General features: G+C 64.9%; 22 protein-coding genes. 5 read left to right on the top strand and 17 right to left on the bottom strand.

Features of this window, described 5'->3' with window-relative positions; all coding sequences use genetic code 11:
* Positions 1–4: 4 nt before the first annotated feature.
* Positions 5–1801: a thiamine pyrophosphate-requiring protein gene (locus BM136_RS19550; RefSeq protein WP_092974428.1), complete on the top strand. Its 1797-nt coding sequence runs from the start codon at positions 5–7 to the stop codon at positions 1799–1801.
* A 15-nt stretch (positions 1802–1816) separates the two neighbouring features.
* On the opposite strand, the gene rtcA is transcribed toward BM136_RS19550, so the two are convergent.
* The 5 genes from rtcA to BM136_RS19525 are packed head-to-tail and all read right to left on the bottom strand — an operon-like array spanning position 1817 to position 5966.
* Positions 1817–2875 carry an RNA 3'-terminal phosphate cyclase gene (gene rtcA / locus BM136_RS19545; protein WP_092974426.1) on the bottom strand — a complete coding sequence of 353 codons (1059 nt, stop codon included), beginning with the start codon at positions 2873–2875 and terminating at the stop codon, positions 1817–1819.
* Between the two features lie 46 nt (positions 2876–2921).
* Entirely contained in the window at positions 2922–3731 is an 810-nt protein-coding gene (locus tag BM136_RS19540; protein ID WP_092974423.1) for a nucleotidyltransferase domain-containing protein, read from the bottom strand.
* Between the two features lie 20 nt (positions 3732–3751).
* The gene (locus tag BM136_RS19535) at positions 3752–4267 is read right to left on the bottom strand and encodes a hypothetical protein (RefSeq protein ID WP_092974420.1); all 516 of its coding nucleotides are present in this window, start codon (positions 4265–4267) and stop codon (positions 3752–3754) included.
* Positions 4268–4278: 11 nt separating this feature from the next.
* Positions 4279–5493, bottom strand: coding sequence for an RtcB family protein (locus BM136_RS19530; protein ID WP_092974417.1), 1215 nt, complete (start codon positions 5491–5493; stop codon positions 4279–4281).
* A complete protein-coding gene (locus BM136_RS19525; RefSeq protein WP_254775697.1) occupies positions 5490–5966 on the bottom strand; it encodes a zinc-ribbon domain containing protein in 477 nt (158 codons plus the stop codon). The genes BM136_RS19530 and BM136_RS19525 overlap by 4 nt, the downstream gene beginning before the upstream one ends.
* A 131-nt stretch (positions 5967–6097) precedes the next feature.
* Between BM136_RS19525 and rtcR the strand changes: the two genes are divergently transcribed.
* Entirely contained in the window at positions 6098–7696 is a 1599-nt protein-coding gene (gene rtcR, locus BM136_RS19520; protein WP_092974411.1) for an RNA repair transcriptional activator RtcR, read from the top strand.
* Positions 7697–7796: 100 nt separating this feature from the next.
* On the opposite strand, the gene BM136_RS19515 is transcribed toward rtcR, so the two are convergent.
* The 6 genes from BM136_RS19515 to ttcA all read right to left on the bottom strand — a co-directional run bounded on the left by BM136_RS19515 (position 7797) and on the right by ttcA (position 15561).
* Positions 7797–8717 (bottom strand): patatin-like phospholipase family protein, encoded by a 921-nt coding sequence (locus BM136_RS19515; RefSeq protein ID WP_092974520.1) that lies wholly within the window; start codon positions 8715–8717, stop codon positions 7797–7799.
* A 107-nt stretch (positions 8718–8824) separates the two neighbouring features.
* A complete protein-coding gene (locus BM136_RS19510; protein ID WP_092974517.1) occupies positions 8825–9097 on the bottom strand; it encodes a DUF1145 domain-containing protein in 273 nt (90 codons plus the stop codon).
* Between the two features lie 127 nt (positions 9098–9224).
* On the bottom strand, positions 9225–10691 hold the full coding sequence (locus tag BM136_RS19505; protein WP_092974408.1) for an FAD-dependent monooxygenase: 1467 nt from the start codon (positions 10689–10691) through the stop codon (positions 9225–9227).
* Between the two features lie 259 nt (positions 10692–10950).
* The gene (gene glmS / locus BM136_RS19500; protein ID WP_092974405.1) at positions 10951–12789 is read right to left on the bottom strand and encodes a glutamine--fructose-6-phosphate transaminase (isomerizing); all 1839 of its coding nucleotides are present in this window, start codon (positions 12787–12789) and stop codon (positions 10951–10953) included.
* Between the two features lie 117 nt (positions 12790–12906).
* Positions 12907–14274, bottom strand: a complete 1368-nt coding sequence (gene glmU / locus BM136_RS19495) for a bifunctional UDP-N-acetylglucosamine diphosphorylase/glucosamine-1-phosphate N-acetyltransferase GlmU (protein WP_092974402.1) — start codon at positions 14272–14274, stop codon at positions 12907–12909.
* Between the two features lie 339 nt (positions 14275–14613).
* Positions 14614–15561: a tRNA 2-thiocytidine(32) synthetase TtcA gene (gene ttcA, locus BM136_RS19490; RefSeq protein ID WP_092974399.1), complete on the bottom strand. Its 948-nt coding sequence runs from the start codon at positions 15559–15561 to the stop codon at positions 14614–14616.
* Between the two features lie 166 nt (positions 15562–15727).
* Between ttcA and panE the strand changes: the two genes are divergently transcribed.
* The gene (gene panE / locus BM136_RS19485) at positions 15728–16684 is read left to right on the top strand and encodes a 2-dehydropantoate 2-reductase (RefSeq protein WP_175537175.1); all 957 of its coding nucleotides are present in this window, start codon (positions 15728–15730) and stop codon (positions 16682–16684) included.
* Between the two features lie 279 nt (positions 16685–16963).
* On the opposite strand, the gene BM136_RS19480 is transcribed toward panE, so the two are convergent.
* The 6 genes from BM136_RS19480 to BM136_RS19455 all read right to left on the bottom strand — a co-directional run bounded on the left by BM136_RS19480 (position 16964) and on the right by BM136_RS19455 (position 23642).
* Positions 16964–18715 carry an efflux transporter outer membrane subunit gene (locus BM136_RS19480; RefSeq protein ID WP_092974393.1) on the bottom strand — a complete coding sequence of 584 codons (1752 nt, stop codon included), beginning with the start codon at positions 18713–18715 and terminating at the stop codon, positions 16964–16966.
* Between the two features lie 7 nt (positions 18716–18722).
* On the bottom strand, positions 18723–19892 hold the full coding sequence (locus tag BM136_RS19475; protein ID WP_092974390.1) for an ABC transporter permease: 1170 nt from the start codon (positions 19890–19892) through the stop codon (positions 18723–18725).
* Positions 19889–20860, bottom strand: coding sequence for an ABC transporter ATP-binding protein (locus tag BM136_RS19470; protein WP_092974387.1), 972 nt, complete (start codon positions 20858–20860; stop codon positions 19889–19891). The genes BM136_RS19475 and BM136_RS19470 overlap by 4 nt, the downstream gene beginning before the upstream one ends.
* On the bottom strand, positions 20857–21831 hold the full coding sequence (locus tag BM136_RS19465) for an HlyD family secretion protein (RefSeq protein WP_092974384.1): 975 nt from the start codon (positions 21829–21831) through the stop codon (positions 20857–20859). Before BM136_RS19465 ends, BM136_RS19470 begins: the two co-directional genes overlap by 4 nt.
* A 48-nt stretch (positions 21832–21879) precedes the next feature.
* Entirely contained in the window at positions 21880–22632 is a 753-nt protein-coding gene (locus tag BM136_RS19460; RefSeq protein WP_092974381.1) for a TetR/AcrR family transcriptional regulator, read from the bottom strand.
* Positions 22633–22718: 86 nt separating this feature from the next.
* The gene (locus tag BM136_RS19455) at positions 22719–23642 is read right to left on the bottom strand and encodes a LysR family transcriptional regulator (RefSeq protein ID WP_092974378.1); all 924 of its coding nucleotides are present in this window, start codon (positions 23640–23642) and stop codon (positions 22719–22721) included.
* Between the two features lie 129 nt (positions 23643–23771).
* Between BM136_RS19455 and rocD the strand changes: the two genes are divergently transcribed.
* Positions 23772–24998, top strand: coding sequence for an ornithine--oxo-acid transaminase (rocD, locus tag BM136_RS19450; protein WP_092974375.1), 1227 nt, complete (start codon positions 23772–23774; stop codon positions 24996–24998).
* Positions 24999–25022: 24 nt separating this feature from the next.
* The gene (locus BM136_RS19445; RefSeq protein ID WP_092974372.1) at positions 25023–25952 is read left to right on the top strand and encodes an arginase; all 930 of its coding nucleotides are present in this window, start codon (positions 25023–25025) and stop codon (positions 25950–25952) included.
* Positions 25953–26060 lie beyond the last annotated feature (108 nt).

Here is a 26060-nt window from a genome sequence, read left to right as displayed (position 1 = left end):
AACCATGCAAGCCACCGTCAGCGACTTCCTCGTCGCCCGCCTGTATGACTGGGGCGTGCGGCGCATCTTTGGCTACCCCGGGGACGGCATCAACGGCATGTTCGGTGCGCTGCAGCGGGCCGGCGGCAAGATCGAGTTCGTGCAGGTGCGGCATGAAGAAATGGCCGCCTTCATGGCCTCTGCACACGCCAAGTTCACGGGTGAGTTGGGCGTGTGCATGGCAACGTCCGGGCCGGGTGCCACGCACCTCATCACGGGCCTGTACGACGCGCGGCTCGACCACATGCCGGTGCTGGCGATTACCGGCCAGCAGGCGCGCACGGCGGTCGGCGGGCATTACCAGCAGGAGGTGGATCTGGCGGCGATGTTCCGCGACGTGGCGGGCGCGTTCGTCCACCAGGCCAGCATGCCGGCGCAGGTGCGGCATCTGCTGGACCGCGCGGTGCGCATCGCCATCGGGCAACGCCGGGTGACGGCGCTCGTGCTGCCGAACGATCTGCAGGAAATGCCCTACACCGAACCGCCGCGTGCGCACGGCACGGTGCACTCGGGCGTGGGCTACAGCGCGCCGAGCGTGATCCCGCAAGCCGCCGATCTGGAACGCGCGGCGGACATCCTCAACAGCGGCCGCCGGGTGGCGATGCTCGTAGGCGCGGGCGCACTCGGGGCCAGTGCAGAAGTGGCAGCGGTGGCGGAAACGCTGGGCGCGGGCGTGGCCAAGGCGCTGCTTGGCAAGGCCGTCCTGCCCGACGAATTGCCCTATGTGACAGGCGCCATCGGGCTGCTGGGCACCGAGCCAAGCTGGGAGCTGATGAACCATTGCGACACGCTGCTGATGATCGGCTCCGGCTTTCCTTATGCGGAGTTCCTGCCCAAGGAAGGCCAGGCGCGCGGCGTGCAGATCGACCTCGACCCCGGCATGCTCGGGCTGCGCTATCCGATGGAAGTCAACCTCGTGGGCGACAGCGCACAGACGCTGCGAGCACTGCTGCCGCTGCTCCAGCGCAAGACCGATCGCTATTGGCCCGAACGCATTGCCCGCTGGAATGAAAGCTGGTGGAAGACGCTGGAAGACCGCGCGCTGCAACCGGCCTACCCCGTCAACCCGCAGCGCGTGTTCTGGGAACTGTCACCCAAGCTGCCGGACAACGTGATCGTCACCAGCGATTCCGGCACGTGTGCCAACTGGTATGCGCGCGATCTCAAGTTCAAGCCCGGCATGATGGGCTCGCTGTCGGGCGGGCTGGCATCGATGGGGGCAGCCGTGCCGTATGCAATTGCCGCCAAGTTTGCGCACCCGGAGAGACCCGTCATTGCATTCGTGGGCGACGGCGCCATGCAGATGAACAACATGGCCGAACTCATCACCGTGTCGAAATATTGGAAGCGCTGGAAGTCTCCCAAGTGGATCTGCATGGTGCTCAACAACCAGGACTTGAACGAAGTCACCTGGGAGCAGCGCGTGATGGAAGGCGACCCGAAGTTCCCGGCCTCACAGGACATCCCTGACGTGCCGTATCACCGCTTTGCCGAGTTGATCGGCCTGAAGGGCATCTACGTGGACAACCCCGACCAACTGGCCGGCGCGTGGGACGAAGCACTCAACGCAGACCGGCCCGTGGTGCTGGAAGTGAAGACCGACCCCGATGTGCCGCCGCTGCCGCCGCACGTCACGCTGCAGCAGGCACGCAACTTTGCGACGGCACTGGCTTATGGCGACCCGGATGCGAGCGGCGTGCTGCGCGGGACGGCGCGACAGGTGTTGTCGGCGTTGTTTCCGGTGCATAAGGAGAAGGAGTGAGCCGGGAGAGCCGGCTCAAGTCACCTCAACATGGGCAGCACCCGAGTCCAGCGGGCGCACCACCACTTCCACCGGCAGAAATTTCTCGATCACGCCGATGTTGGTCAGCAGATGCGATGACGCAGCGACCACCGTGAAACTGCCCGCACCTGCAAGGGCTAGCGGCAGCACAAGCTGATCGGCGAGGTATTCGTCCACCGCTGCGGTGCTTTGCAGATAGCGCTGCGCGGCACCGGCGACTTCCTTGCCGATTGTCTCCGCCGTCACGCCACGCTCGCCAAAGCCCGTAAAAACCTCGGTCACGTGCTCGTATTCGATATCGAGGACCAATGCGTTGCCGGGGCCTTCAGCATTGCCGAGATCGCGCACGGTGCCCTCAATGCCCGGAACGAGACGACTCAACGTGTCCAACTCGCGCCGCGCCACGCTGCCGCGCACCCCGGCAACAATGCCTTCCGCACGCAGCGCCCGCAGGGCGCCACGCTCGGTCAGATGCAGCGCAGTCAGCGTGCCGGCGCATGGTGCTACTGTCGCGATCACCTCGCCGCCGCCAGCGGGGTAGAAGCCGTGACGCAGGAGCGCAAGCGTCTGCGTCACGCCCATGCGCGCCACCAGCGGCAGCCATGCCCGGATCAGGAAATCGACCGGTGGCGCAGCGCGGTTGTGCGTGCCGCCACTGATCGTCACGGTACTCGGCGCATCGGCAAACCAAAGCGCGGGCAGGATGGTCTGCAGCACCAGCGTGCAGCTGCCGGCCGTACCGATTGCAAATCGGTAATCGCCGCCGCGAATCTTGCCCGGCGCAAACCGCAACGTCTGCGATCCTGCTTCTGCGCCCTCCACGGTCGCGCCGCTGATCTGCATGGCGGCCTGCACAGCCGTCAGATGCTGGCGCAGCAAACCCGGCTTGGAACGCTTGGCGCGAATGTTCGTGATCTCGAACGGCGTGCCGGTCAGCATGGACAGCGTGAGCGCCGTGCGCAGGATCTGGCCGCCCCCTTCACCCTGTGCGCCGTCGAGTTCGATGCAGTCTGCGGGTCGCGCTTGCCGTGCTTGTTGTAATTGGGTGTTCATGGTTTGTTCTTTTTTTTGCTCTGGGCACCCCGCAATGGAATGCGCGTCAGGTTGTACGGGGTGCGTGCGCCAGCACGGTGTCATGAAGAAACACATCCAGCGCAGCCGGGTCGCCAGTAGCCTGACGGAAATCGCTAGGCACATCTTCCTGCGCCAGCGCCTCTTCAATGAAGGCATGGATACGCGGAAAGCGTGCACCGTATTCCGCTTCGCCAGATTCCATCTTGATCGCCAGCAGTTGGTTGATCTCGTCTCGCAACGCGGCATCTCTGACCATTGTGTCGGCCAGATCGGCAAAGCGCATCGGCGGGATGCCCCGCCCTTCGTCGATCCACTGTGCTGCGAGCAGCGGGCGCAGCACGTACAGGTACTTCTTCATGCGCACAGTCTCGCCCTGCAGATAGCCGCGAAAGTTCTTCGCCGCCATCGACACGTAATGCCAGCGCCCCTTGCGCTCGGAGAAGAACGTGGGCGCCAGTGTGCGCATGCGCGCGGCCAGCACTGTGTCCTGTCGATACACAACCGGGGACGCGAGCCACTCCAGCAGCGTCGGGTTGGAGCGGTGCATGAGCTGCAGCGCCTTGCGCAGCTCCCAGCCCGAGATGTCGAGTTCATCACTGATCGGCAATTCGATCACGTCGCGCTGCGGCTCGACGCGCAGATACCACTCCGGCTGATGCACGTAGACGAAGCGCACGTCGTAGTCGCTGTCGGGCGAGGCAAAACCCCAGCCACGGCTGCCGGATTCGCACGCGAAAAGCACGCGCACATCATGCTGCTGCTCGATGTGCGTCAGCTCCGTCAGCACGCGTTCGCGAATGGCGTCAGAGACGGGGTGGGAGTAGAGGAAAGTCATAGCGATTCGTGGTTCTTGTCTTAATCGGTCGTGCTTGCTGCCAGCACACACAGCGTGCGGCATCGCGGGTTGTAAGCGGTCAGGCACCAGATGCCCCACCATTCCTTTCCCGCATCAAAGTAGTCACTCCACGCGCTGCGCTCGGGCGCTTCGTCAGGGTTGCCTACCCAGTCGGCCACGTCGAGTTCGTCATCCGGTAGAAGGCACAGCATCACGAGCCAATCCCGGAGGTCTTTCGCGCCGAGCTTCGCCCCATAAGGCGGATCAAGGAAAGCGCGTTCCAACACCCCGCCTTCTTCCATCAGCGCCCGAACTTCAGACGCGCCGAGGCTCCTTGGGCAAGCGCGGTCCAGATCGACGTCTTGGGCCGGCCATTCGAGTTGCGCGAACAAGCCGGCAAGCGCCTGGCGGTGAATCTCAATGCCTGGCGCATCCGGCCTCTCAACGCGATACAGCACGAAGTCGAAGACGCAGCCGGCTTGCGCCAAGTGCTGGCGCATCGCTTCAAGCTCTGGACCCTCAACACGCGTCAGCATGCTCCATCCTCCTAGCCCTTCACACACACCACCTGGCGCAGCGTGTGGACGATCTCCACCAGATCCGCCTGCGCGGCCATCACATGGTCGATGTCCTTGTACGCCATCGGGATCTCGTCGATCACATCGGCGTCTTTTCGACATTCCACATGGGCCGTGGCGCGAATCTGGTCATCGACCGTGAAACGCTTCTTGGCCTGCGTGCGGCTCATGGTGCGGCCTGCGCCATGGCTGCAGGAGCAGAAGGCCTCTTCGTTACCGAGCCCGCGCACGATGAAGCTCTTCGCGCCCATCGAACCCGGGATGATGCCGAGCTGCCCCTTTTGCGCCGACACCGCGCCCTTGCGCGTCACCAGCACATCGCGACCGAAGTGGGTTTCGCGCTGCACGTAGTTGTGGTGGCAGTTCACCGCTTCCACGTCAGCCGCAAACGGCTTGGTGATGATCTTGCGCGCGGCCGCGATGACGTTCTGCATCATCGTGGCGCGGTTGCGGCGCGCATAATCCTGCGCCCAGCCGACGGCTTCAACGTAATCGTTGAAGTGCTCGCTGCCTTCTTCGAAGTACGCCAGGTCGCGGTCCGGCAGGTTGGCGATGTGCTGTCGCATATCGGCCTGTGCCAGTTCGATGAACAGGTTGCCGATGGCGTTACCCACGCCGCGCGAACCCGAGTGCAGCATGAACCAGACGCGCTGCTCCTCGTCCAGGCAAACCTCGATGAAGTGGTTGCCCGTACCGAGCGTTCCCAGGTGCTTGTGGTTGTTCGTCTTGTTCAGCTTCGGGTACTTGTCGGTGATGCGCTTGAAGCCATCGGCCAGTTCACCCCACATCGCATCGACGGTTTCCGGCGGCGTGTTCCAGGCCCCCTTGTCGCGCGGGCCCGGCGTACGGCCATGCGGCACCGCCGCTTCAATGGCGCCGCGCAGCCCCCGCAGGTTGTCAGGCAAATCAGCCGCCGTGAGCGTCGTGCGCGCGGCCATCATGCCGCAGCCGATATCGACGCCGACGGCCGCCGGGATGATCGCGCCCTGCGTGGGGATCACGCTGCCGATGGTCGAACCCTTACCCAAATGCACGTCCGGCATCACCGCCAGGTGCTTGAAGATGAACGGCATCTTGGCCGTGTTCATCAACTGCTTGCGGGCGTCGTCTTCCACCGGCACACCGTTGGTCCACAGCTTGATGTCGGCGCCGTTGTCGACGTGGAGGGTGTTGTAGCTGCTCATGATGCGTTGCTTCCTTTGTTGTTGTCGTTGTTCTTCTTGCTGATCGTGCGGCCGCTGCGTCGTATTACGCGACACGGTTTGCAGCGGATGGCGATCGAATCGATATAGCCCTTGGCGGTTTCATACCACCATTTCTGCTGTCCGGCGGTCCAGACCTCGTGCTTTCCGCAATCGACGCAGGCGTACCACTGATCGACGTAGTAACCGTGTTGTGCGAAGCGGGGCAGACCGGAGCCCCAACTGTTGTGCGGCGCCAGTTGCGACACATCCACCGGCAAGCTACCTCGCGGTGGAGGCGGAGGTGGAGCCAACACCGGCGCTCGTGCCCGCAGGCAGGCAATCTTTGCCTGTTCTCGCCGCTCGTGGCGCCGCGCCATGATGGCGGCGCGCTTCTGTTTACCGCTGATCATGGTGCGCTCCTGCTGAGTTGGACACACCCTCTGGTGCAATGGGTATGCCAGGTCACTTTCCATGGCGCGATCGCATTCCCAACACCTTGATTTCATTGACTTTCCACGCATCCAACGCAGATGTAGGCACGCCAAACTTCCCGAAATATCGATCTATCGATATATTGGTTTATCTTTTTAGATAAACACGCGGGATGCGCAAAAACGTCGCCATCGGCTTCGTCGGCACCACACTCGACTACGTGGGCAAGGGCGCCCAGCGCTGGGAACGCTGGCGGCCCACCGTCGGCCTGTGCCAGCAGGACGACATGGTCATCCACCGCCTGGAGCTGCTGCACGACGCGCGCAGCCGCGGCCTGTTCGAACGGCTGCGCGATGACATCGCGTCCGTATCGCCCGAGACAGAGGTGCGCAGCGTCGAAGTGGCGTTGCGCGACCCGTGGGACTTCGAAGAGGTCTACAGCACGCTGCACGATTTCACCCGCAGCTATGCCTTCGACACCGAGGCCGAGGACTACCTCATCCACATCACTACCGGCACGCACGTCGCGCAGATCTGTTGGTTCCTGCTGGCCGAAGCACGCTACCTGCCGGCCCAGTTGATCCAGACCGCCCCGCCGCGCAAGAAAGAACTCGGCAACACAGCGGGCAGCTACAGCGTCATCGACCTGGACCTCTCGCGTTACGACAAGATCGCCACGCGTTTTGCGCGCGAGCGGGAAGACACAGTGTCGCTGCTCAAATCGGGCATTGCCACGCGCAACGCGGCGTTCAACCGCATGATCGAGCAGATCGAGCGCGTGGCTTCGCGCTCGAAGGCGCCGATGCTGCTGTTCGGGCCGACTGGCGCGGGCAAGTCGTTTCTTGCGCGCCGTGTGTACGAGATGAAGAAGACGCGCCATCAACTGGCGGGCCGCTTTGTCGAGGTGAACTGCGCCACGCTGCGCGGTGACAGCGCCATGTCGGCGCTCTTCGGCCACGTGAAAGGCGCCTTCACCGGCGCACAGACCGAGCGCGCGGGCCTGCTGCGCAGCGCGGACGGCGGTCTGCTGTTTCTCGATGAGATCGGAGAACTTGGCCTGGACGAACAAGCCATGCTGCTCAAGGCCATCGAAGAGAAGCGCTTCCTGCCGTTCGGCAGCGACCGCGAAGTCGAAAGCGATTTTCAGCTCATCGCCGGCACCGTGCGCGACCTGCGGCAATGGGTGGCCGAGGGCCGCTTTCGCGAAGACTTATACGCGCGGATCAATCTGTGGACGTTCGACCTGCCCGGTCTTGCCGATCGCCCTGAAGATCTGGAACCGAACCTCGATTTCGAACTGGCCCGCTTTGCCCGCGAGCACGGCGAGCAGGTGCGCTTCCATACCGAAGCGCGTCGCATCTACCTGAAGTTCGTCACCTCGCCGCAGGCACGCTGGACGGGGAACTTCCGCGAGCTGTCGGCCAGCGTCACGCGCCTGGCAACGCTGGCCGAGGGCGGGCGTATCATGGAGGCCGATGTCACGGATGAAGTCGCCCGGCTGCAACATACGTGGGCCGAACCTGATTCGGCGGGCAAAGGAGACTCCCTCGCTGGCCTGATCGGCGATGACGTTGCGTCGATCGATCTTTTCGACCGCATGCAACTGGAGAACGTGATTGCCGTGTGCCGCGAATCGGCATCGCTGTCGGACGCCGGGCGCCGGCTCTTCGACGTGTCACGCACCGAGAAGGCCAAGGTGAACGATGCCGACCGGCTGCGCAAGTACCTCGCACGGTTCGGACTCGATTGGGCGACCGTGCGCGCGGGCTAAGCGCTCGGCAAGATGCCTTCCCTCCTTCGCATTGCGCCCGCAACTACAAGCGCAACCATCCGGTTGGACGCGCCAGACAGAAAACCCCGCCCTGCCCGCATCAAGCCGCAGGCGTGCCGTGGAGGTCTGCGCTGCAGTTCGGGTGATCGTCGTTGTGGTCGTGCTCACGCAGTGCGCCTGGAATGCCGGTGCCCGCCAGACCATCGGCTGCCAGCCATGCCGCGGTGGCGGCAGCGGCGCGGTCGATGAGTTCTCCGCAGCGGGCGTAGTCGTAGGGCGACACATCGAGGGGGCACAGCGGTGGCACCACGGCAATGGGCACCTGCCCGGCCCAGCGCTCCAGGTCTTGCACAAGCTGACGCGCAACCAGCAGTGACAAGGCGTTCAGCGCGTGCTCGATGGCGCTGCGCGGGGCGCGACGGTCGGCACAGGCAAACCCCGCTGGCAATACGACGACACGTGTGGCGCCCAGCCGGATGGCGGCGGAGATTGGCGTGTTGTTGGCGACGCCCCCGTCGATCAACAGGCGATCACCAATGCGCACCGGCGGAAACACGCCCGGAATGGCGGCGCTGGCAAGCACCGCTGGCACGATGGCGCCGGAAGACAGCACCACCTCGGCGCCAGTGTGCATGTCAGTGGCCACAACGTGCAGGGGGAGCGTGGCCGCCTCCAGCAGGGTCTGCCCGAAATGCCGCGTCAGCAGGCGCTGCAGGCCGGATGCATCGACTAGGTGCTCCCGTTGCCCGCCCAGGAGCCCGAGCATGCTGAACATCGCCCTCCAGGACCACGGCATCACGTCGGCGCGCCGCACACCGCGCCACAGCGCCTCGAGCTGGGCCGTGCCCGCCGCGTGCGGATTGCACGCAAAAAAGGCTGCGTTGATGGCACCCGCCGAGGCGCCCACCACCATGTCCGGGACCACGCCGGAGGCCACCAGCTCGCGCAGCATGCCGGCCTCGATGGCCCCAAGACTGCCGCCGCCAGCAAAGACAAACGCCGTTCGTTCCACTCTGTCCATGATCAATGCCGCGTTGCAGCAAGGAGTCCCAACTGGTCAATCAAGGGACGACTGGAACTAGAGTAGGTCTGCCCCGCCGTTGCGGCTAGTCGGCCGATCAGCGGCGATCAGCGGGCTTGCCGCGCGGCGTCGGTGAGGGGCTTCCAGTGCAGAAAACCGAACAGCAACGTCAGCAACACGCTGTCGAGCAACGGGCCCTTGTGCAGCGACACCTTCCGGAAGCAAAACACCACCTCCAGCGCATGCACCGCCAGCAACACCAAGGCCACAATGCGCAACCAGCCGATGGCATCGGCGGACAGCGGCAGCGGCGTGGCATAGCTGGCCAGCGCAACGCCATACACGGCGAGCAGGGCGAGCTTGCAGAGGACAGTGAACATGCAGGTCTCCAAAGAGTCGGTGATTGAGTTGCCATGCAGCATACCGGCCACCCCGATCACGCCAGCCGCTTCAAACACCTGGATAGACGCCGCCCTCCACCCGGCCATGTCGGCAGCGAGGCATCTGTCAGCCTGCCGCCGGGCCGTACCACCGCTGCAACGCTTCCTGCAGCCCTTGCGCCGTTCCGTCACCGACCCACGCCACATGGCCGTCGGGCCGGATCAGCACCGCTGCGGGTGCGGGCACCGTGCCGATTACCGGCAGCGACCAGGTTCCTGCATAGCGGACATCGACACGTCGCACGCGATCACCCCATGGCGCAATGTCGAATGCCTCATTCGGGCCGAAGTTGAGCAGCACCGCGCGGGCCTCGTGCAGCAAGTGGAAAACGCGCACCGGGCCATCAGCGGTGTCCAGGTCAAGATCGGGCATACGGCGGCCGAGCAGCGGATGGCCATCGCCCATGTCGTAGTGAACGTCGAGCGCGGAGATCATCCCGACGAGCCGCCTGCGTGGTTCGTCCATGCGAAACAGCTCGGACGTAATCTCGCTGAGCGCCTTGGAGCGCTCGTCCTGGCGGAGCAACACCACCTGCGCGAGCGTATTGCGCAACGTGCGGGCGGCAACGGGATGGCGCTCCGCGTGGTAGCTGTCGAGCAGGCTTTCGGGCGCCGTCCGTTTGATGACCGCAGCCAGCTTCCACCCGAGATTCACGGCATCCTGCATGCCCATGTTCAGGCCCTGGCCGCCCATGGGCGGATGCACGTGCGCGGCGTCGCCTGCCAGCAGCACACGTTTATCGCGGTAGGCCACGGCCTGGCGGGCCATATCGGAAAAGCGCGAAATCCAGTTCGGGCGATGCGCGCCAAAGTCGGTGCCATAGACGGCGATCAGCGCCTCGCTCAGGTCTGCCAGCGTGGGCGCGTTGTCGGTGCCGAGTTGCCGCTCCGTCAGCACCACGCGCACACATTTGCCATCTTCCATGGGCGCGACGGCGTGCCTGCCGATGGCGTCGTATTTGAAGCCAAAGGGCGGAGGCGTCTGCGTGGTGTGCACCTCGGCGATCAGCCAACTCGTCGTTGCGTCCCAGCCGGCAAACTCAATGCCGGCGGCCTTTCGAACAGCACTGCGCCCGCCATCGCAGCCAACAAGGTATTGCGCCCGGAGCACCCCGCCATCGGACAGCGTGACATCGACGCCAGTGTCATCCTGCAAGAAGCCGGTCACTTCACGCGCGCGATAGAACGGCACGCCCAGCTCGCCGACCCACTGCGCGAGGAGGCGCTCGGTGTGGTGCTGCCACAGGCCGAGCACGTAGTTGTGCCGGGTGGGGAAGTCGCTGATGTCCAGCGGGTTCTCGCCGAAATGCACGACGGGATAGGTCTTGCCCTGCGAGACAAACCGCTCGGCCACGCCACGCTGGTCGAGCACCTCGATCGAACGTGCGTGCAAGCCGAGGGCACGCACACCCACCACATCCTGGTTGGCGCGGCGCTCGACAATGGCGACGTCAATGCCCGCCAGAGCCAGCTCGGCCGCGAGCATGAGCCCCGTCGGCCCGCCGCCGGCAATCACCACGGCATGCCCGCTCATTTCGCACCTCCGGCTTGCATCACCACGGCCCTGCCTTGCGCTCCAAACGTCGATGGCGTCACACGCATGTCTCACCCTCCTTTCGGTCGGTTTCAAGATGGGTGGCGATGCTACTGCGGCCGCCGGGGCTTCCCGCAACCCCCGGGGGCCACGGTATACTTGAGGCAACGGTGGAGCGAATGCTTGTCTGGCGAAGCGCACACCATGAAAAAAGGCCGTCCCGAAGGACGGCCTTTTCTGTTTCTGCGCCTGCCGAAACTTATTCGACAGTCACCGATTTCGCCAGGTTACGCGGCTTGTCGACGTCGGTGCCGCGCGCCAGTGCGGTGTGATACGCCAGCAACTGCAGCGGCACCACGTGCAGGATCGGCGAGAGCTGACCGTAATGCTCCGGCATGCGGATCACCTGGATGCCATCGCTCGACTGGATCTGCGTATCCGCGTCAGCAAACACGTACAGCTTGCCGCCGCGCGCGCGCACTTCCTGGATGTTCGACTTCAGCTTTTCGAGCAGCGCGTCGTTCGGGGCGACGGTCACGACCGGCATCTGCTCGGTCACCAGCGCCAGCGGGCCATGCTTAAGCTCGCCGGCCGGGTAGGCCTCGGCGTGGATGTACGAGATTTCCTTGAGCTTGAGCGCGCCTTCCAGGGCGATCGGGTAGTGCAGACCGCGACCGAGGAACAGTGCGTTCTCGCGGCGAGCAAACTCTTCCGACCACGCGATGATCTGCGGCTCCAGCGCCAACACGGCGTTCAGCGCCGACGGCAGATGGCGCAGATGGCGCAGCGCATCTTCTTCCTGCTCTGCGTTCAGATGACCGCGCAGCTTGGCAAACGTCAGTGCCAGCATGTACAGCGCTGCCAGTTGCGTGGTGAACGCCTTGGTGGACGCCACGCCAATCTCGGTGCCCGCGCGCGTGAGGAACTTGAGCTGCGTCTCGCGCACCATGGCGCTGGTCGCGACGTTGCAGATCGCCAGCGTGTGCGTGTGGCCCAGTTCGCGTGCGTGGCGCAGCGCGGCCAGCGTGTCGGCGGTTTCGCCCGATTGCGAGATCACGACGACCAGCGCGTTCGGATTGGGCACCGTCTCGCGGTAGCGGTATTCGCTGGCAACCTCGACCTGCGTCGGGATCTTGGCGATCGATTCAAGCCAGTACTTGGCCGTGCAGCCCGAGTAGTAGCTCGTGCCGCAGGCCAGGATCAGCACGCTGTCGACCTTGGGCAACACCTGGGCTGCCTCGGGGCCGAACAGATCCGGTGCAAAGCCTTGCACACCTTCAAGCGTGTCGCCCAGGGCGCGCGGCTGCTCGAAGATCTCCTTCTGCATGAAGTGGCGGAACGGGCCAAGCTCCACGGCGGCGGCGTAGGTGCCGACTTCCTTCACTTCGCGCTCGACGATCTTGTCGTGGGCATCGGCCACGGTGAAGCCGTCGCGGGTGATTTCCACCACGTCGCCTTCTTCCAGGTAGGCCATGCGGCTGGCGGTGCCGGCCACGGCCAGCGCGTCGGATGCCAGGAACGATTCATTCTCGCCAATCGCCACCACCAGCGGCGAGCCGGCGCGCGCACCCACCACTACGTCGGGGTTGTCACGGGCAAACACGGCAATCGCATAAGCACCGTGCAGGCGCTTGACCGATGCACGCACCGAGGCGAACAGGTCGCCGCGCGTGGCGCTGCTCGGGTACGTGTAGGCCTGGTGGATCAGGTGCGCGACGACTTCGGTATCCGTCTGCGATTCAAAGCCGTAGCCGACGGCCTTGAGTTCTTCGCGCAGCGACTCGTAGTTTTCGATGATGCCGTTGTGCACTAGGGCGATGGTGTCGCCCGAGAAGTGCGGGTGAGCGTTGACCGTGTCCGGCCGGCCATGCGTGGCCCAGCGCGTGTGCGCGATGCCGATCGCGCCATCCAGGTGACTCGTCTGCGCCTGGGCATCCAGATCGGCCACGCGCGAAACGGTGCGCGCGCGCTCGAGCTGGCCATCACGCTGCACAGCGACGCCGCACGAATCGTAGCCGCGGTATTCCAGGCGGCGCAGGCCTTCGATCAGGACGGGAACGATATTGCGCGTGGAAACCGCGCCAACGATACCGCACATGTTGATTTCTCCAGTTGGGGTGTGGCAGCACGTTGAATGTGCGCCGCACTCGGTAATTCAGTATCGATGCTCGTGCGCCAAAGCGGCATCCGCTGTTCGGCGCAGGAGGAAACCCTGTCAGCCTGCCTTCTTTTGCTTGACCGGGCGCTGCCAGCTGTCGATGGTGACCTGCCGCGCCCGCGAGACCGTCAGCTTGCCCTCGGGCGCATCCTTGGTCAGCGTGGTGCCGGCACCCAGCGTCGCGCCCTTGCCCACGCGCACCGGCGCCACGAGCTGCGTATCGGAGCCGATGAAGGCATCGTCTTCGATGATGGTGCGGAATTTGTTCGCGCCATCGTAATTGCACGTGATGGTGCCCGCGCCGATGTTGACGCGCGAGCCCACCGTCGCGTCGCCCACGTAGGCAAGGTGGTTGGCCTTGCTGTGTGCCGCGATCTGGCTGTTCTTGACCTCGACAAAGTTGCCGATGTGCACATCTTCCGCCAGCTCGGTGCCCGGGCGCAGGCGCGCGTACGGGCCGATGCGCGAGTCGGCGCCAACCTTGGCGCGCTCGATATGGCAGAACGGCAGGATCTCGGCGCCGGCCTCGATCACCGCATCGCGGATCACCGCATTGGCGCCGATGCGTACGCCATCCGCCAGCGTGACGTCGCCCTCGAAGATGCAGTTGACGTCGATCACCACGTCGCGGCCGCAGGTGAGCTTGCCGCGCACGTCGATGCGCGCCGGGTCGATCAGCGTCACGCCGTCTTCCAGCAACTGCTGCGCGAGGTTGCGTTGGTGAATGCGCTCAAGCTCCGCCAACTGCACCTTGCTGTTCACGCCCAGCGTTTCCCACTCGGCCAGCGGGTGGGCGGACGTGATCGGCACGCCTTCGCTGGCAGCGCGCTCGATCACGTCGGTCAGGTAGTACTCGCCCTGCGCGTTGTCATTCGACAGCGTCGCCAGCCAGTTCTTGAGCCTGGCCGTCGGGCACACCAGGATGCCGGTGTTCACCTCATGGATGGCGAGCTGCGTTTCATTGGCGTCTTTCTGCTCGACGATGCGCGTGATGCGGCCGGCGGCGTCGCGCACGATGCGGCCGTAGCCGGTGGGGTCGCCCAGGTGCACGGTCAGCACGCCCAGGTGGTCATTGCCGGCGGCGCCCACCAGGGCGCTCAGCGTTTCGGCGCGGGTGAGCGGCACGTCACCGTAGAGCACCAGGGTGGGCACGCTCTCGTCGAGCTGGTCGACGGCCTGCATGACGGCGTGGCCTGTGCCAAGTTGCTTGTCTTGCGTGGCGAAGGCGATGTCGGGCGCGCCAACCATCTCGCGCACCCGATCACCGCCATGACCGACGACCACCACCAGCCGCGTCGGCGACATGGTGCGGGCGGTTTCAATGACGTGCGCCAGCAGCGGTTTGCCGGCCAGGGGGTGCAGCACTTTCGGCAGGGCGGAGCGCATGCGTTTGCCCATGCCCGCAGCCAGGATGACGATATTCACAAGGAGGTTCCTAGAGTGACTCGAAGCGATAGCCTGCGACGGGTTGCCGGCGCCGGAAACGGCTGCCTGAAATCCACCGCCCGCCACCTCCCCTCAGGATGGCCGGACCGCCTGCAAACCCTTCTGCGGGGCGCTTTTGCGGCGTATAAGACACAGATGCGAAAATTCTAGCATGGGGCCCACCCTCCCCCTGAACCGGTCAAACGGTGGAATTGTTGCAATCGCGCCATGACCGAGACGGGTAGCCCGCTGGCCGGTCAGGCGGATGGTGGACACTCGGCGTGGCATGCCGCGCACATGTGGGCAACGTGTGCCGCCCGTGCGTGACGCGGGCCGCGCTCAGCTTGCGGCCACCTCGCCGGGCAGGGCTTGGTCGGCAGCCTTGTCGCCCGGCTTGCGCTCAAACCGCACGAACTCGATGCGATCGTCATGCGAGCCGGCAAACACCAGCGGGGCCTGGTCGTAGGCGGTCTGGCCGAACAGCGCGTCCTCGCCGATCTTCGCCAGGCCCGTGGTCAGGCCGTTGAAGTCGAACAGATCGGTATCGGCCAAGTGCGACGGGACCACGTTCTGCAGCGCCGCGAAGATGTTGTCGATGCGGCCCGGCGTCTGGCGCTCCCACTCCAGCAGCATCTCCTTGACCTTCTTGCGTTGCAGGTTTTCCTGCGAGCCGCAGAGGTTGCACGGGATGATCGGGAATTCCATCGCGCGGGCGTAGGAGGCGATCTCCTTCTCTGCGCAGTAGGCCAGCGGGCGGATGACGATGTGGTCGCCGTTGTCGGTGGCCAGCTTGGGCGGCATCGACTTCATCTTGCCGCCAAAGAACATGTTCAGGAAAAACGTGTTGACGATGTCGTCGCGGTGATGGCCCAGCGCGATCTTGTTGGCGCCCAGCTCCTTGGCCGTGCGGTAGATCACGCCGCGGCGCAGGCGCGAGCACAGTGAGCACGTCGTCTTGCCCTCGGGCACCTTCTCCTTGACGATCGAATACGTGTCCGCCTCGACGATCACATATTCCACGCCCAGCTTCTTCAGGTAGTTGGGCAGCACCTCTTCCGGAAAGCCCGGCTGCTTCTGGTCGAGGTTCATCGCAATCAGCTTGAAGTCGACCGGGGCGCGCTTCTGCAGCGCCATCAGCACCGACAGCATCGTGTATGAATCCTTGCCGCCAGACAGGCACACGAGGATGGTGTCGCCGTCTTCGATCATCTTGAAGTCGCCGATGGCACGGCCGACCTGCGACTGCAGACGGGTTTCGAGGCGGTGGAAATTATTGGAAAACGTCATGGCATCTCGACCCCGCCAGCGCTGAATAATGGCCGGACGGGCGTCAAATCGTGAGGAAAATCAGCATTTTAGCGCGCGCGGAGCGCCGCCTGCAGGGTCGGACGAACAGGCCTAGAATCGTTTGCCTATCTTCTGCTCGATGGAAACGAACCCCATGACGACAGCAATGCGGATTCTGGTGCTTGGCGCCGGCGGCACCGGCGGCTATTTCGGCGGCCGGCTCGCCCAGGCGGGCGCAGACGTGACCTTCCTGGTGCGGCCGGCACGCGCGGCGCGGTTGCGCGAACACGGTCTCGTGATCCGCAGCCCGCACGGCGATGCGCAATTGCCCGTGCAGAGCATCACCGCAGACCAGGCCGCGGCTTGGGGCCGTGCCGACCTGGTGCTGCTGAGCTGCAAGGCCTACGACCTGGAAGACGCCATCACCGCGATCCGCCCCGTGGTGGGCGAGCGCACGGTGGTGCTGCCGGTGCTGAACGGGCTGGCGCATCTGGAACGGCTGGATGCCGCGTTTGGTGAATCACGCGTACTCGGTGGGCTGTGCCACATCAGTGCGACGAGCGCGCCGGACGGGGCGGTGCTGCACCTGAGCAACGGCCAAGGCCCCGCCGTGCACTCAATCACGTTCGGCGAGCGCACGCCGCATGCACCGCGCGAGCGCACCGAGGCAATCCGCGACGTGTTTGCCACGGCCAACTTTGATTCCGTGCTGGCCGAAAACGTCATGCAGGACATGTGGGAGAAATTCACCTTTCTCACTTCGCTGGCCGCGATGACTTGCCTGATGCGGGCCACGGTGGGCGAGATTGTTGCCACGGACGAGGGCGCTGCGTTGAACGAGGCGATGTTCATGGCGTGCGAGCGTGTGGCGGCGGCGGCGGGGTATCCGAATCGGCAGGCTGCGCGCGAACGCGGGCTCAATGTGCTGACGCAGGCTGGGTCGCCGCTGACGGCATCGATGCTGCGGGACCTGGAGAGTGGTGCGCGCGTTGAGGCGGATCACATCGTGGGGGACATGCTGCGCCGTGGGCGGGCGTTGGGGACGGATGTTTCGTTGCTGCGGGTGGCGTTTGCGCATTTGCAGGCTTATCAGCAGCGGTTGTTGCGGCCGGCGGTGAGCTGATTTTTTATGCCTTCTGTTAGCCCCTGTTTCATCCCCTGGCGGGGCTGACTCACTTTCTTTGTCTTGCCAAAGAAAGTAAGCAAAGAAAGGCGCGCCAGAGATGGCGAAAGATTCCTTGAATTTATGTCGCAGAGAGGGGAAGGGAAAAACTCGCTTCGCTCAGACAGTTTCCCTTTCTTTTTCCTCCCTGCAACAGAAATTCAAGGCGCCATCTAGGGCAGGGTACGGCCAAACCATCTGGCCGCTAGTGTTGCCGACTTGGGCTGCTTTGTCGTTTGCCTATTGCCAGCCGCCTCCTAACGCCTGCATAAGCGCAGCGGAATCCAGCAACCGATCCGCTTGGCTCTGCACCTGCTGCAACGTCGCCTGATCGACCTGGCGCTGGGCGTCCAGCAACGTTAGCGTGCTGATGCCGCCGGCGGCGTGGCGGGCTTGGGCGGCGCGCAGAGTCTGTTGCGCTTGGTCGGTTGCGAGCGCTCGGGACTGCAGCGTTTGGGCGTCGTTGTTGACGGCGTGCAGGGCGTCGGCCACTTCCTGCAAACCTTGCAATACGGCTTGCTTGTAGGCCGCGCCGGCTGCATCGTAGGCAGCTTCGGCTTCGCGCTTTTTGGCCCGCAGGGTGCCGCCGTGGAAGATCGGCTGCGTGAGCCCGGCGCCGAGGTTCCAGATGCTTGATCCGGCGCCCAGCAGATTGCGGAAGCTGGTGGTTTCCGAACCCAGCCCTGCGGACAGGGTGATGCGCGGGAACAGGTTGGCCGTGGCCACGCCCACGTTGGCGCTGGCTTCGTGCCACATCGCTTCGGCGGCGCGGATGTCGGGGCGCCGCTGCGCGAGCGTCGATGGCAGCGACACCGGCAGCGGGTCGGGCAGATGCAGCGCGTCGAGCGACGGCAGGTCCGGCAACCCAGCACCGGGTTCGCGGCCCAACAGTACCGATAGACGATGCCGCTGCTGCGCAGCCTGCTGCATGAGCGGCGGCATCGTGGCGTCGGTCTGCGCGACGAGCGTGCGCTGCGAGAACGCATCGACCTGCGCGACGCCGCCCACGCTTAACCTCCGCTCGGTGATCTCCAACTGCTTGCGCTGCTCGGCCGCCAATCGCTGCGTGGTGGCGATCTGCGCATCCAGCGCCGCAATCCGCACCGCCGCCGTCACCACATTGCCCGCCAGGGACAGCCGCGCCGCCTCAAGCTCATAACGCTGCGTATCGACCTGCGCTTGCGATGCTTCCAGCGCCCGGCGCACGCCGCCAAAAATATCCAGCGCATACGACACCGACAGCGACGCCGAATACAGCGTGAACGGCCCCGGCTTGGGCGTGTTGAACCCGAACGCCTCCGGGTTGATCTGCTGGCGCACCGCCGACACGGTGCCATCCACCGACGGCATCACATAGCCGAACTGCGCCTCGGCTTCGGCCTGCGCCTGACGCAAGCGCGCTTCGGCCTGCACGACAGACGGGCTCGCACGCAACGCCTCGTCCACCAGCGCATCAAGCGCGGGCGATCGGAACAGGTGCCACCAATCGGCCGGCACGTTGGCATCCACGAGATGCTGAGCTTCCCCGCCAACAACTGGCGCGGATGCGGTTTCGCGCGACACAGGCTGTGCGGAATAGCCGGTAGCCGCAGGCCCCGCGTGCGCCTTGAAATCGGGACCGACGGCACAGCCGCTCACAGACAAGGCGGCAACGATCACAACACCAAGCAAACACTCACGATCCGCCAACGCTCGCCGCAGCGTCAACAAGTACCGCCAGAGGGTTTGGCCGTACCCTGCCCTAGATGGCGCCTTGAATTTTTGTAAGCGGGCGGAGAAAAGAACGGGAACTGTCTGAGCGAAGGGAGTTTTCCCGTTCTCCGCCCGGTTATGAAAATTCAAGGAGAAGTCGCCATCTCGGGCGCGCCTTTCTTTGCTTACCTTTCTTTGGCAAGACAAAGAAAGTAAGTCGGCCCCGGCAGGGGACGAAACAGGGGATGGACCACAAACACCATCACCACCGTCAGCGCGTCGAATCCACAGCGTCCACATAGCCACCTCAATCCAACGTCTTGCGATAAAACCGCAACGCCACCCCCAACACCACCACCGTAAACACCATCAACGGCCAAATGCTTGGCCACAGCTCAAACCAGCCGTTGCCCTTGAGCAGGATGCCGCGCGTGAGCCGGTTGAAGTACGTCATCGGCAGCAGGTTGCCAATCGCCTGCGCCCAGTTGGGCATGCCCACGAACGGAAACATGAAACCCGAGAGCAGGATGTTCGGCAGGAAGTAGAAGAAGGTCAGCTGCGTCGCCTGCAATTGGTTCTGCGCGAGAGACGAGAGCGTGATCCCCACCGTCAGACTCGCCACGATAAACAGCAACGCCGATACGTAGACCATCCACACGCTGCCGACAAACGGCACGTGGAAAACGAAGAACGCCATCAACAGAATGATCGTCACCTGCACCAGCCCGATGAAGATGTACGGGACGATCTTGCCCGTCATCACCTCCAGCGGATGCACCGGCGTGGCGAGCAGGTTTTCCATCGTGCCGCGCTCGCGCTCGCGCGTCATGGCCAAGCCCGTCATCATCACCATGGTCATCGTCAGGATGGTGCCCATCAGGCCGGGGATGATGTTGTACTGCGTGATGCCTTCCGGGTTGTAGAGCTTGTGGATGCGCACATCGAATGGTGGCGCCGCACCGCTCGGGCCCGCGCCCGCACCTCCGGCCAGCGGCGACAGCGCACCCTTCATGTCTTTGTTGACGACGCCCTGCACGAGTTGCGAGAGCGACGCTACGGCCAGGCCCGTGGCGGCAGGGTCGGTGGCATCGGCTTCCACAAGCAGCGAGGGTTTCTCGCCGCGCACGAGCCTGCGCGTGAAGTCCGGCGGGATCGATACGACAAACTGCAGTTGCCCCTTGGCCAACGCCTCGCGTCCGGCGCTTTCGTCGGTCAGCGTGGTCGTCAGGTCGAAGTAGTCGGAGTTGCGCATGCTGGCCAGGAAGCTGCGCGTGAACTCGCTCTGGTCGGCCGCGATCACGCCGGTCAGCAGATGCTTCGGGTCGGCGTTGATGGCAAAGCCAAACAGGAACAGCTGCATGATCGGAATGCCGATCATCATGGCGAACGTCACGCGGTCGCGGCGCAGCTGCAGAAACTCCTTGAGTACCACGCTCCACCAGCGCACGAACGAAAAGCGATTGCCGTCTGGCTTCATGGCTGCGCTCCGTAGTTGTCTGAGGAGCGCTTCATCATGTGGATGAACACGTCTTCGAGGCCGGTGTTGATCGGCTCGGCGTGCATGCCGGATTCTCCCGTGAGCTTGCGCAGCGTGCCTTCCAGTGCTTGCGCATCCGCGCCCGTTACGTGCAGTACCGAACCAAAGGCGACAGTCTGATCCACGCCCGGTTGCCCTTCGAGCTTGCGGCCCAGCTCGACCAGATTGCCGCCCGAGATCGACCACGTCGACAGGTGCTGCCCGGCGATCACTTCATCGGCGGTGCCGTGCGCGAGCAGCTCGCCATACGCGATGTAGGCGAGCTTGTGGCAGCGCTCGGCCTCGTCCATGTAGTGCGTGCTGACGAGCACCGAGATGCCCTCCGCCGCCAAGCGGTGTAGCTCCTCCCAAAAATCTCGGCGCGCTTTCGGGTCGACGCCGGCGGTGGGTTCGTCGAGCAGCAGCAGTTCGGGCTTGTGGAGCATGCACGCGGCCAGCGCCAAACGTTGCTTCCAGCCGCCCGACAGCGAGCCCGCCAGTTGCTTGGCACGCGAGGCCAGCCCAAGATGCTCCAGGGCGTGGTCCACCACCTCGCGCCGATTCGGCATCTCGTACAAGCGCGCGACGAAATCCAGGTTCTCCCGAATGGAAAGATCATCCCAATACGAGAACCGCTGCGTCATGTAGCCGACGCGCCGCTTGATCTGCGCGGACTCCTTGAGGATGTCGTAACCCAGGCACGAGCCACTGCCGCTGTCGGGCGTCAGCAGTCCGCACATCATGCGGATCGACGTGGTCTTGCCGCTGCCGTTGGGGCCGAGGAACCCAAAGATCTCGCCGCGCGCAACCTGCATGGAGAGATCTTTCACAACGTGCTTGTCGCCAAAGTGCTTGTTCAGGCCATGCACGTCGATGGCGTAGTTGCCGTTGCGTGTGTGCGGTTGACCGTCGTGGCTGGCAGCGCTCATGGCAGTGTCACCTCCACGGGTTGGCCCGGGCGCAGCTTCGGGCCATCGGCCGCGGCGGGCCGCGCTTCCACCATGAAGACGAGCTTGTCGCGCGTCGTGTTGCTGTAGATGACGGGTGGGGTGTATTCGGCTTCCGTTGCAATGTACGTAACCGTAGCGTTGATGTCGGCCGCGCAGCCATCGCAGTGCAGGCGCGCAGTTTGCCCCGGCTTGAGTGCGCCCACCACGCCTTGCGGCACGAAGAAGCGCACTTTCACGTTGGCCGGCGGCAGCATCCGCACCACGGGGCTGCCGGCGCCGACCCACTCGCCTTCACGATACAGCGTGTCGAACACGAGACCGCCCTGCGTCGCCTTCTGCGCTTTCTGATCGAGCCGCCACTGCGCTTGCGCCACTGCGGCGCGCGCCGCTTCCACCTGCGCGGATTGCGCGCGAATCTGGTCATTGCGCGCCGGCAACTGGGCAATGCGCAGCTGGTTGGTCAATTCACGCACGCGCTGCGCGTTCGACTGCGCGGTCGAGCGGCTTGCATCGAGCTGCGATTGCGCGATGCCACCAGCACGGAACTGCGCCTCGTCTCGCACCAGCTGCGTCGATGAGAGCTTGTCCGCCGCCACGGCCTGCGCCAATTGCGCGCGCACCGCATCCACTTCCGGCACACGCTTGCCAACGTTCAGATCGGCGAGTTGGGCTTCGGCGCCTTGCAGTTGCGCAGCCGCCTGCTGGCGGGCCGCCGTCTCGTCCACCGATTCCAGCGCGAAGAGCGGCGCGCCCGCGTTGACGGTCTGCCCACGCTGCACGCCAAGATGTTCGAGCCGCCCACCCACGGGCGATGCCACGTAGACGAACTCGCCTTCCACATAGCCCTGGTAGGTGTGATTGTCTTGTTTGGCGCAACCCGCCAGGGCCATCGCTGCGGCCGATGCCACCGCAAACCACCCTGCCCTACCCATGCACAACGCTTGCCGCATACCGCCCTCCGCGGGATCCGATTGATGCGATTGACCTGCCGTGTTCGCCTACTCGTGTCGCTTGCCCTTTGGCTTGGGCTTCGACTTCCGCTTCGCTGATTTCCCATCTGCTTGCTCGGGCGTAGCGACTGGGCCGATGCCGTGCAGCAGCAACGCGGCCACGTGCCGCCCGATGTCCTCGTCGCTGACCTGATCCGCCAGGGGCAGGCGGCCCCAGAGTGCGCGCGTCGCCAGCGGCAGCATCGCCAGGCCGATCACCGAGACCATCACCAGCGGCGGCTGCAGTGCCGCGTTCACCGCGCCCGCCGCTTGTGCGCGGGCAATGCGGTCGACCAGCAACGTGGCACGCTCCAGCGCGATGCGCGCGAACACACGCTCGCGCAACTGGCCACCCTCGCTGGCGATCTCGCGAATCCACAGCGTTGGAAACCACGGCGTGGCCGTGGCCACCGCCACCATGCGCTGCGCCACGCCGGCCACGGTCTGCGCAAGATCGGGCAGATGCGCGTCGTCGGCAATGATCGCGAGCGCCGGGCCCGTCACCTGATCGATCAACGGGCGGATGCGCCCCTCCACCACGGCATCGAGCAATTGATCGCGCGTCTTGAAGTGGTAATGCACCATCGGCGCCGTCACCCCGGCTTCGCGGGCGATGGCGGCGAGCGTGGTCGGGCCGACGCCGTCGCGCGCAAATAACGTGACGGCAATGTCGAGCAGGCGGTCACGGAGGTCGTCCTGCGTTGCGCCATCCTGGCGACGAGGGCGGCCGGGGCCGCGAGGGGAAGGTTTGCGGGTTGCCATGCCGCAAATATTAATTGTCGAATTAATTAATTTCAAGGCGGCAATTTGCGTCTTGCAGATCAGCCAGGACCGGGACGACTGCGCGGCTAACCCCGCGCCGCTGCATCCAGCTGTGCAAGCCGCACCAGCAAGCGGTCTTGGGCTTCGCTCGGAAAGCTCGATGTGCGGCGCACGGCAAACACGGTGTTGAGGCAGCGCCGCGCCGCGATCGGGCGCACGACCTGCAGGCGCCCTCGCTCCACGGCATCCTGAATGGCATGCAGCGGCAGCACCGACCAGCCCATGCCGGCCTCCACCAGCGTGCTGACCTCTTCCAGGTCGGACACGTGATGTGCGCTGACGGTCGTCTCCGGCATACGCCGGAACAGCGCTTTGAACCACAGCCCGTAGACCGCATCGGATTCGTCATAGGTGACGAAGGGCAGCGCCGCGCAATCAGCCAGCGTGCGTGGCGCACTGTGCTCACGCAATGCGCGGGCGCTACAGGCAAGCACGAATTCTTCGGTGTAGACAGCGTGGTGTTCAAACAGGCGTGACGTGCGCGGCGTGTAGACAAAGCCGAGATCGGCACGGCCGGACTCGACATGGCTGAAGACCTCTTCGTCGCTGCCGAAGGCCAGTTCGAGGCGCACGTCGTCGAGAAGCGGCGCATCGGATTCGGGCGATGGTTTCAGCAGTGCTGGCATCAGCACATAGCGCCCGAAGCTGGAGCCGCTCGCCAGCTTGAGCGACACGCGCTCCATCTCGCCGCTATGCAACGCGGCGCGCAGCTCATCCAGCCCGGCAAACGCATCGCGGCACCACGCCCGCACCGACGTGCCGGCACGCGTGAGCACGAGCTTGCGCCCCGAGCGCTCGAACAAGGGCACGCCAAGCCACTGCTCCAACTGCCGCATCTGGTACGACAGCGCCGGCTGCGACACGGCCAGGCGATCTGCCGCGCGCACGAAGCTGCCTTCGTTGGCGACGGTCAGGAAGCTATGCAGATAGCGCAGCGGCGAGTGCGACATGGCAAAACACGAATGCCTTAATTCATCAAATTTTTGGATCGAAAAACGAAAAACATTCGATTTGATTTCAAGTCTGTCAGATCGCACAATCCGCCGCAAGTGAACGACCGATCCAGGCAGGAGGCCATCATGACGACCGCAATGCAACATCCGAGCTATGCATTGGAAGACCGTTACGGCGCACACAACTACGCGCCCTTGCCGGTCATGCTGGAACGCGGCGAAGGCGTGTGGCTGTTCGATACCGACGGCCGGCGCTACCTCGACATGATGTCGGCGTATTCGGCCGTCAGCTTCGGGCATTCGCATCCGAAACTCGTCGCCGCACTGACGGAGCAGGCCGGCCGGCTGACGCTTACGTCGCGCGCATTCCACAATACCGAGCTGGGCCCCTTCCTGGCCGACGTCTGCCGCATCACGCGCATGGACCGCGCGCTGCCGATGAACACCGGCGCCGAAGCCGTTGAAACCGCCATCAAGGCGGCCCGCAAATGGGCACGCGACGTGAAGGGCCTGGCGCCCGAGGCGGCCGAAATCATCGTCTTCGAAAACAACTTCCACGGCCGCACGACGACCATCGTCGGGTTCTCCTCGCACGATCAGTATCGCTACGGATTCGGCCCGTTCGCGGCAGGCTTCCGGCGCATTCCGTTTGGTGACGCCGATGCGCTGCATGCGGCCATCGGGCCCAACACGGGCGCAATCCTGATGGAGCCGGTGCAAGGCGAAGGCGGCATCGTCGAGCCTCCCGCCGGCTACCTCAAACTCGCGCGCGAACTTGCCACCCAGCACAACGTGCTGCTCGTCTGCGACGAGGTGCAGACGGGCCTGGGCCGCACCGGGGATGTGCTGGCGAGCTGGCATGAGGGCGTTGACGCCGATCTGGTGGTGCTGGGCAAGGCGCTCGGGGGCGGCATGATGCCGGTTTCGGCCATCGCGGGGCGCGAGGCGGTCATGGGCGTGTTCCAGCCGGGCGACCACGGCTCCACGTTTGGCGGCAACCCGCTCGCAGCGCACATCGGACGCGCGGCACTCGCCTTGCTGATCGAAGAACAACTGCCACAGCGTGCCGCCCGCGTGGGCGCGGCGTTCATCAATGAACTGAAGACGCTCGTCGGCCACGGCGTGCGGCAGGTGCGCGGGCGCGGCCTGATGATCGGCCTGCAACTCGATGCCGACATCGACGCGCACGACTTCGCGTTCGCGGTGGCCGAGCGCGGCGTGCTGACCAAGGACACCTACGGCAACGTGGTCCGCCTGACACCGCCGCTGGTGATCGGTGAGGCCGAACTGGCGCTGGCGTTGGACGCCATCCGCCAGACGCTGGCTGGCTGGCCGCGCCGCAAGGCGGCTTGAGGAAGAACTCGCTAGGGGAGTGACATGACCATGATTGATCTGATCGGCGCGGCCATCGGCTGCGGCGCGCAAGACGACGGCTGCAAGGACGGCCCGCGTGCGCTGCTGGAAGCCGGCGCGCTGGCGCGATTGCAGACGCCGGACACGCACGCCGCGCTCGTGCACGACATCGAATTGGCGATGTCGGCGGGGCACAGCCGTTCGGCACGCTTGGCGGCGCTGCCGGGCGTGGCCGGTTTCTCGCGCGCGCTTGCCGATGCGACAGCGCACGGCGTGCGCCAGGGGCATGTGCCGGTCGTCATCGGTGGAGATCACTCGTCCGCCATCGGCACGTGGTCTGGCGTGGCAAACGCCTTGCGACCGAAGGGTCCGCTTGGGCTGATCTGGATCGACGCCCATCTCGACAGCCACACACCGCAGACGAGCGATTCCGGTGCCATCCACGGCATGCCGCTGGCGGCGCTGCTCGGCCACGGCGCCGCGGCTCTCACACAAGTTCGGGATGCCGCGCCGAAGGTATTGCCCGAACACGTCGTGGTGATCGGCGCGCGCAGTTATGAGCCCGCTGAACGCGCGTTGCTCGACCTGCTGGGTGTGCGTGTGATCGACGCAGCCGAAGTGGCACGCGCCGGCTTGCGCGCCGTCATGGCCGACGCCATCCGCCAAGTCAAAACGGGCACGGCGGCCTTCGGCGTAACGCTGGATCTGGATGCCTTCGACCCCGCAGTCGCGCCCGGCGTCGGCACACCCGAAACAGACGGGCTCACCGCGCAGGGCATGGCGCAGGCGCTCGCCGCTTGCGCCCGCGATGCACGTTTTGCCGCATTCGAACTGGTGGAATACAACCCGCGCCACGACAAGGGCGGGATTACAGCGCATCTGGCCCTGGACCTGCTGGCCAGCGTCGCAGGCGCATTGCACGCCCAGCGCCGCGAATACGCGACGGCGGCTTGAATCGCCATCAAAAAAAAGCGCACCGCCAACACCCGCGCACAGACGGTGTGGCCGTACCCTGCCCTAGATGGCGCCTTGAATTTCTGTTGCAGGGAGGAAAAGAAGGGA

It is taken from the genome of Ralstonia sp. NFACC01, assembly GCF_900115545.1.
GTDB lineage: Bacteria > Pseudomonadota > Gammaproteobacteria > Burkholderiales > Burkholderiaceae > Ralstonia > Ralstonia mojiangensis.
This window is presented reverse-complemented; position numbering and strand designations above follow the sequence as displayed.

Bases quoted from the DNA above. Each gene is read 5' to 3' on its own strand.
- BM136_RS19550 (WP_092974428.1), top strand. From the start codon at position 5: ATGCAAGCCACCGTCAGCGACTTCCTCGTCGCCCGCCTGTATGACTGG.
- rtcA (WP_092974426.1), bottom strand. From the start codon at position 2,875: ATGAACACCCAATTACAACAAGCACGGCAAGCGCGACCCGCAGACTGC.
- BM136_RS19540 (WP_092974423.1), bottom strand. From the start codon at position 3,731: ATGACTTTCCTCTACTCCCACCCCGTCTCTGACGCCATTCGCGAACGC.
- BM136_RS19535 (WP_092974420.1), bottom strand. From the start codon at position 4,267: ATGCTGACGCGTGTTGAGGGTCCAGAGCTTGAAGCGATGCGCCAGCAC.
- BM136_RS19530 (WP_092974417.1), bottom strand. From the start codon at position 5,493: ATGAGCAGCTACAACACCCTCCACGTCGACAACGGCGCCGACATCAAG.
- BM136_RS19525 (WP_254775697.1), bottom strand. From the start codon at position 5,966: ATGGAAAGTGACCTGGCATACCCATTGCACCAGAGGGTGTGTCCAACT.
- rtcR (WP_092974411.1), top strand. From the start codon at position 6,098: ATGCGCAAAAACGTCGCCATCGGCTTCGTCGGCACCACACTCGACTAC.
- BM136_RS19515 (WP_092974520.1), bottom strand. From the start codon at position 8,717: ATGGACAGAGTGGAACGAACGGCGTTTGTCTTTGCTGGCGGCGGCAGT.
- BM136_RS19510 (WP_092974517.1), bottom strand. From the start codon at position 9,097: ATGTTCACTGTCCTCTGCAAGCTCGCCCTGCTCGCCGTGTATGGCGTT.
- BM136_RS19505 (WP_092974408.1), bottom strand. From the start codon at position 10,691: ATGAGCGGGCATGCCGTGGTGATTGCCGGCGGCGGGCCGACGGGGCTC.
- glmS (WP_092974405.1), bottom strand. From the start codon at position 12,789: ATGTGCGGTATCGTTGGCGCGGTTTCCACGCGCAATATCGTTCCCGTC.
- ttcA (WP_092974399.1), bottom strand. From the start codon at position 15,561: ATGACGTTTTCCAATAATTTCCACCGCCTCGAAACCCGTCTGCAGTCG.
- panE (WP_175537175.1), top strand. From the start codon at position 15,728: ATGCGGATTCTGGTGCTTGGCGCCGGCGGCACCGGCGGCTATTTCGGC.
- BM136_RS19480 (WP_092974393.1), bottom strand. From the start codon at position 18,715: ATGTGGACGCTGTGGATTCGACGCGCTGACGGTGGTGATGGTGTTTGT.
- BM136_RS19475 (WP_092974390.1), bottom strand. From the start codon at position 19,892: ATGAAGCCAGACGGCAATCGCTTTTCGTTCGTGCGCTGGTGGAGCGTG.
- BM136_RS19470 (WP_092974387.1), bottom strand. From the start codon at position 20,860: ATGAGCGCTGCCAGCCACGACGGTCAACCGCACACACGCAACGGCAAC.
- BM136_RS19465 (WP_092974384.1), bottom strand. From the start codon at position 21,831: ATGCGGCAAGCGTTGTGCATGGGTAGGGCAGGGTGGTTTGCGGTGGCA.
- BM136_RS19460 (WP_092974381.1), bottom strand. From the start codon at position 22,632: ATGGCAACCCGCAAACCTTCCCCTCGCGGCCCCGGCCGCCCTCGTCGC.
- BM136_RS19455 (WP_092974378.1), bottom strand. From the start codon at position 23,642: ATGTCGCACTCGCCGCTGCGCTATCTGCATAGCTTCCTGACCGTCGCC.
- rocD (WP_092974375.1), top strand. From the start codon at position 23,772: ATGACGACCGCAATGCAACATCCGAGCTATGCATTGGAAGACCGTTAC.
- BM136_RS19445 (WP_092974372.1), top strand. From the start codon at position 25,023: ATGACCATGATTGATCTGATCGGCGCGGCCATCGGCTGCGGCGCGCAA.